Below are 561 nucleotides of genomic sequence, written 5' to 3'. Positions count from 1 at the left end.
TCCCGATCGGGCGCCCGATTGCGAACACGCGGGTGTACCTGCTGGACGGTCATGGCGCGCCCGTGCCGTTCGGGGCGGTGGGTGAGCTTTATATCGGCGGGGCAGGCGTTGCGCGTGGCTACCTGAACCGCCCCGAGCTGACGGCGGAGCGGTTTTTGGCCGATCCGTTCAGCGATGAGGCAGGCGCCCGGATGTACCGGACCGGCGACCTGGGGCGTTATCTGCCGGATGGCAATCTGGAGTTCCTGGGCCGCAACGATGACCAGGTGAAGATCCGCGGCTTCCGCATCGAGCCGGGCGAGATCGCGGCGCGGCTTTGCGAGCATGCCTGGGTGCGTGAGGCGGTGGTGGTGGCGCGCCAGGACCGCGCCGGCGACAAGCACCTTGTCGCTTATGTCGTGTGTGGGCCCGAGGCGGGAGCGGAGCAGGACGATGGCGGCGCGCTTGCCGGCGCCTTGCGCGCACATGTGAGCGGGCGGCTGCCGGACTACATGGTGCCAACGGCATTCGTGCGGCTGGCGGCGCTACCGCTGACGCCGAACGGCAAGCTCGACCGCAAGG

Annotated in this window: 1 protein-coding gene; it reads left to right on the top strand. The window is 69.5% G+C overall.

The window, feature by feature from the left end:
• On the top strand, positions 1-561 hold a 561-nt coding region (locus NKI25_RS36385; RefSeq protein WP_353001005.1), incomplete at both ends, for an AMP-binding enzyme.

Origin of the sequence: Mesorhizobium sp. M0808 (assembly GCF_040320025.1) — a bacterium.
GTDB lineage: Bacteria > Pseudomonadota > Alphaproteobacteria > Rhizobiales > Rhizobiaceae > Mesorhizobium.
Note: the sequence above shows the minus strand (reverse complement) of the source record. Positions and strands in the feature narration are given on the sequence as shown.